This is a genomic window from Gemmobacter sp. LW-1 (assembly GCF_001303875.1).
Taxonomy (GTDB): domain Bacteria; phylum Pseudomonadota; class Alphaproteobacteria; order Rhodobacterales; family Rhodobacteraceae; genus Gemmobacter; species Gemmobacter caeni.
This window is the reverse complement of the sequence record NZ_LJSC01000052.1, coordinates 1-5,919: the sequence shown is the minus strand read 5'-3', so window position 1 is coordinate 5,919 and position 5,919 is coordinate 1. Positions and strand designations below refer to the sequence as shown.

Here is a 5,919-nt window from a genome sequence, read left to right as displayed (position 1 = left end):
GCGGGCATGGGGGTTCCGGTTTTCAGAGTGTCGAGGTAGCGGCGGCCGCAATCCAGTGCCTCGCGGATGGTCACATCCATGTCGAGATAGCGGTAGGTGCCCAGACGGCCGACGAAGGTGACATTGGGCTCCGCCTCGGCCTTGGCGACATATTCGGCCAGCAGGGTTTTCTCGGCCACCTGGCGGATCGGGTAATAGGGAATGTCCTCGGGCCCGCAGGCGCGCGAGAATTCCTTGTAAAGCACTGACCCCTCATGGCTTTCCCAGGGAGCGAAATGCTTGTGCTCGGTGATGCGGGTATAGGGCACACCGACATCGCCGTAATTCATCACCGCGCAGCCCTGATAATCGCCCTGATAGTCGAAGCGTTCGAAATCCAGCGTGCGATAGCCCAGCCGGCCCAGCTCGAAGCCGAACCAGCCGTCGATCGGGCCGGAATAGAACACATGGTCATACTCAGCCGCCTGATCGCGGCTGACCGGGGTGTTCAGCGTCACGGTGATATTGGCGTGATCGAGGATGCGCCCGATCATCGCGGTATAGCCGTTCTCCGGCATGCCCTGGAATTTGTGGAAGAAATAATTGTCGTCGTAGTTGAACCGCACCGGCAGCCGCTTCAGGATCGAGGCCGGCAGATCCGAGGGCGCGCAGCCCCATTGCTTGATCGTATAGCCCTTGAAGAAGGCCTCGTAGAGATCAGGCCCGACGAAGCGCAGCGCCTGTTCCTCGAAGGTCTGCGGGTCGGTGATCGAGGTATCGGCCTTGCTTTCCAGAAAGACCTTCGCCTCGTCGGGGCGGAGCGTCTGGCCGAAGAACTGGTTGATCGTGTGCAGGTTGACCGGCAGCGAATAGACCGCCCCCTGCGAGGTGGTCTTCACCCGGTTCTTGTAGGGCAGAAAAGTTTCGAACCCGTTCACATAGTCCCAGACCTCGGCATCGTCGGTGTGGAAGATATGCGGCCCGTAGACATGCACCATGACCCCGGTCCCGGCGTCGCGCTCGGTATGGCAGTTACCCCCGATATGGCCGCGCGCATCCAGCACCGTGACACGATGCCCCGCCTCGGCCAGCAGACGCCCGATCACGGCCCCCGAAAGACCCGCACCCACCATGAGACAATGTTTCGTCATGGACATATCCTTACCCTGCCCGGCCGGGCCCCGCATGACCCCGCGCCGCGCCTACCATGTCCGAACCGCAGGGAAAACCGGGGTCATTTCAAATGTGATCCGGCCATCGTTCTTGCCGCATCCGCCGGGGCCGGAGCGCCGGAAAGGCAGGACGGACTTGCGACCACAAGCCATTCTTCCGCCATACTTTCTCCACCTTGGGGGCGCAATCCGCCCCAAAATCTTATCCCACCACCCTTTGATACTACCCTGACGTGTTCTTTCTTTTCGTCACCACCTTTTCAGGCGGTAAAAGATCAATCCAAGATATGTCTTCTGACATGAAGCGTCTTATTCGATGGAGTAAGCGATGTCTGTTACCTCAAACGTGATCAATGTTTACGAGTTCAATGGTACACTTCTGGATCTCCAGACCGGCGGTATCCTTGACACCGGCCTGGTCAACGTTGCCGGCGGGCCGCTGAGCGGGTCCTTCGAGGACAACAACGGGCAACTGACCACCGGCGAGAGTTCGGCGACTTTTGCACTGACCGGCGGATCTCAGGAGCCGATCATCTATCTCGGCTCCGGAACGCTGCAAACCCTGATCCTGGTCGGGCTCCCGCTGCTGAGCGTGCCGGTGATGGCCTTCCAGGTCGGCTCCCAGATCTATTTTTACGCCCCGAACGGCCTGCCCCCGCTTGCAGGGGTACTGATGGATGTGACGATCGACGGCAATGCTCCCTACACCCTGCCCGGCACCGCGAACGGGGCCGTGGACGGCCTCGATACCGGCGAGGTGATGGCTGTCGGCTACACCGACCTGCAAAGCGAGGTGATCACCAATGGCAACGACACGATCTACGGCCATGGCGGCAATGACACGATCAACGCGGGCAACGGGGACGATGTCATTTACGGTGGATCCGGCTCCAACGTGCTGAATGGTCAGGACGGAAATGACGTCCTGAATGGCCTTGACGGCACCGCGGATACGCTGATCGGCGGTACGGGCAACGACGAATACCGCATCAGCGATGCGAATACCGTGATCGAGGAAAGTGCGGGTCAGGGGGATGATACCGTCTTCTCGGCCGTCAGCTTCACCCTGGCCGAAGATGACGACATCGAACATCTTGGCACGATTTCTGCCGCCGACACCGCCACGATCGACCTCAAGGGCAACGCGCTCGCTCAGGTGATCACCGGCAACGCGGGTGACAACGTGCTGCATGATGGCGGCGCAGGCGGCAATGACACGCTCTACGGCTATGGTGGCAACGACACCTACCGCGTCTACAACGCGGGCACTCAGATCGAGGAAACGGCTGGTCAGGGCAACGATACCGTCTTTGCGGCGGTCAGCTTCACGCTGGCTGCGGATGACCACATCGAGCGTCTGGGCACAATCTACAGGCTGGCAAACACCGCGATCAATCTCACGGGCAATGCGCTGGCACAGGTGATCACCGGCAATGTGGGTGACAACATTCTGGACGACGGCGGGACCGGCGGCAATGACACGCTCTACGGGTATGGCGGCAATGACGCTTACCGGGTCTACAACGCTGGTACCCAGATCGAGGAAAGCGCTGGTCAGGGGGAAGATACTGTTTATTCGGCCGTCAGCTTCACCCTGGCCGCGAATGACAGCATCGAGCACCTGCGCACGATCTCGGATGCCGCGACCACCGCGATCAACCTCACGGGCAATACGCTCGCTCAGGTCATCACCGGCAACGCCGGCAACAATGTACTGAACGATGGCGGTGAGGGCGGCAACGACACGCTGGTCGGCAATGGCGGCAACGACACCTATCGGGTGTTCAACGCGGGCACCCAGATCGAGGAAAACGCAGGTCAGGGCAGTGATACTGTCTATTCCGCCGTCAGCTTCACGCTGGCCGCAGATGACAGCATCGAGCGCCTCGGCACCATCTCGGTGGCGGCCACCACCGCGATCAATCTCACCGGCAATGCGCTGGCGCAGGTCATCACCGGCAACGCGGGTGACAACATTCTGGACGACGGCGGCGCGGGTGGCAGTGACACGCTCTACGGGTTCAGCGGCAACGACACCTATCGTGTGTTCAACGCAGGCACCCAGATCGAGGAAAGTGCCAATCAGGGGGAAGATACCGTTTATTCGGCTGTCAGCTTCTCTCTGGCCGCAAATGACAGCATCGAGCACCTGCGCACGATCTCGGATGCCGCGACCACCGCGATCAACCTCACGGGCAATACGCTCGCTCAGGTCATCACCGGCAACGCCGGCAACAATGTACTGAACGATGGCGGTGAGGGCGGCAACGACACGCTGGTCGGCAATGGCGGCAACGACACCTATCGGGTGTTCAACGCGGGCACCCAGATCGAGGAAAGCGCTGGTCAGGGCAACGATACCGTCTATTCCGCCGTCAGCTTCACGCTGGCCGCAGATGACAGCATTGAGCGCCTCGGCACCATCTCGGTGACGGCCACCACCGCGATCAACCTAACCGGCAATGCGCTGGCACAGGTGATCACCGGCAACGCGGGTGACAACATTCTGGACGACGGTGGGGCCGGTGGCAGTGACACGCTCTACGGGTTCAGCGGCAACGACACCTATCGGGTGTTCAACGCGGGCACCCAGATCGAGGAAAGCGCTGGTCAGGGCAACGATACCGTCTATTCCGCCGTCAGCTTCACGCTGGCCGCAGATGACAGCATCGAGCGTCTCGGCACGATTTCTGTCGTCGACACCGCTGCAATCGACCTTACCGGCAATGCGCTGGCACAGGTGATCACCGGCAACGCGGGTGACAACGTGCTGCATGATGGCGGCGCAGGCGGCAATGACACGCTCTACGGCTATGGCGGCAACGACACCTACCGCGTCTACAACGCGGGCACCGTGATCGAGGAAACCGCTGGTCAGGGCAGCGATACTGTCTGCTCGGCGGTCAGCTTCACGCTGGCGGAAGATGATCACATCGAGCGTCTCGGCACGATCTACAAGCTGGCGAATACCGCGATCGACCTTACCGGCAATGCGCTGGCGCAGATCATCACCGGCAATGCGGGGCAGAACCGGCTGAATGGCGCGGGCGGCAATGACTCGCTCTATGGCTACGGCGGCAACGATACCTTTGTCTTCGACACCGCACTCGAAGTCGGCCAGACCGTTGTGATTGCCGACTTCACCGTGGGCGCCGACATGATCGAGCTGGAGAATGCGGTGTTCACCGGGCTGGCAACAGGGGCTCTGGCCGCCGATGCCTTCGTGGCCAATACGGCAGGCATCGCAACCACGGCGACACAGCGGATCATCTACGAAACCGATACAGGCGCCCTGCTCTTCGACGCCGACGGGAATGGTGCAACCGCCGCAATCCGTTTTGCCACCCTCCACTCGGGCCTGGCACTCAGCAGCAGCGACTTCCTGGTGGTGTGACATCCACAACAGGGTATCGCGGACAGGCGCCGGAATTCCGGCGCCTGTTCCTTGTCGGATGGCGGGCTTTGACGACGCCGGTCTGCCCTTGCAGAGGCTTGTGCCCGGGAGGTCCGGTCAACCGTTCTGAGTTCAGAGGGGATTTACGTTGAACGCGGGCATGGGGGTTCCGGTTTTCAGAGTGTCGAGGTAGCGGCGGCCGCAATCCAGTGCCTCGCGGATGGTCACATCCATGTCGAGATAGCGGTAGGTGCCCAGACGGCCGACGAAGGTGACATTGGGCTCCGCCTCGGCCTTGGCGACATATTCGGCCAGCAGGGTTTTCTCGGCCACCTGGCGGATCGGGTAATAGGGAATGTCCTCGGGCCCGCAGGCGCGCGAGAATTCCTTGTAAAGCACTGACCCCTCATGGCTTTCCCAGGGAGCGAAATGCTTGTGCTCGGTGATGCGGGTATAGGGCACACCGACATCGCCGTAATTCATCACCGCGCAGCCCTGATAATCGCCCTGATAGTCGAAGCGTTCGAAATCCAGCGTGCGATAGCCCAGCCGGCCCAGCTCGAAGCCGAACCAGCCGTCGATCGGGCCGGAATAGAACACATGGTCATACTCAGCCGCCTGATCGCGGCTGACCGGGGTGTTCAGCGTCACGGTGATATTGGCGTGATCGAGGATGCGCCCGATCATCGCGGTATAGCCGTTCTCCGGCATGCCCTGGAATTTGTGGAAGAAATAATTGTCGTCGTAGTTGAACCGCACCGGCAGCCGCTTCAGGATCGAGGCCGGCAGATCCGAGGGCGCGCAGCCCCATTGCTTGATCGTATAGCCCTTGAAGAAGGCCTCGTAGAGATCAGGCCCGACGAAGCGCAGCGCCTGTTCCTCGAAGGTCTGCGGGTCGGTGATCGAGGTATCGGCCTTGCTTTCCAGAAAGACCTTCGCCTCGTCGGGGCGGAGCGTCTGGCCGAAGAACTGGTTGATCGTGTGCAGGTTGACCGGCAGCGAATAGACCGCCCCCTGCGAGGTGGTCTTCACCCGGTTCTTGTAGGGCAGAAAAGTTTCGAACCCGTTCACATAGTCCCAGACCTCGGCATCGTCGGTGTGGAAGATATGCGGCCCGTAGACATGCACCATGACCCCGGTCCCGGCGTCGCGCTCGGTATGGCAGTTACCCCCGATATGGCCGCGCGCATCCAGCACCGTGACACGATGCCCCGCCTCGGCCAGCAGACGCCCGATCACGGCCCCCGAAAGACCCGCACCCACCATGAGACAATGTTTCGTCATGGACATATCCTTACCCTGCCCGGCCGGGCCCCGCATGACCCCGCGCCGCGCCTACCATGTCCGAACCGCAGGGAAAACCGGGGTCATTTC

3 protein-coding genes are annotated in these 5,919 nt (G+C 61.2%); 1 reads left to right on the top strand and 2 read right to left on the bottom strand.

Annotation, left to right across the window (positions count from 1 at the left end; all coding sequences use genetic code 11):
- A partial coding sequence (gene glf / locus AO684_RS15915; protein WP_200907825.1) for a UDP-galactopyranose mutase occupies nt 1-1,130 on the bottom strand: 1,130 nt, incomplete at its 3' end.
- A gap of 349 nt (nt 1,131-1,479) precedes the next feature.
- On the opposite strand from glf (AO684_RS15915), the gene AO684_RS15910 reads away from it, so the two are divergent.
- The gene (locus AO684_RS15910) at nt 1,480-4,545 is read left to right on the top strand and encodes a calcium-binding protein (protein ID WP_054303727.1); all 3,066 of its coding nucleotides are present in this window, start codon (nt 1,480-1,482) and stop codon (nt 4,543-4,545) included.
- A 132-nt stretch (nt 4,546-4,677) separates the two neighbouring features.
- Here AO684_RS15910 and glf (AO684_RS15905) read toward each other — a convergent pair whose 3' ends face one another.
- The gene (gene glf, locus AO684_RS15905) at nt 4,678-5,829 is read right to left on the bottom strand and encodes a UDP-galactopyranose mutase (protein ID WP_152968435.1); all 1,152 of its coding nucleotides are present in this window, start codon (nt 5,827-5,829) and stop codon (nt 4,678-4,680) included.
- Between the last annotated feature and the right edge of the window lie 90 nt (nt 5,830-5,919).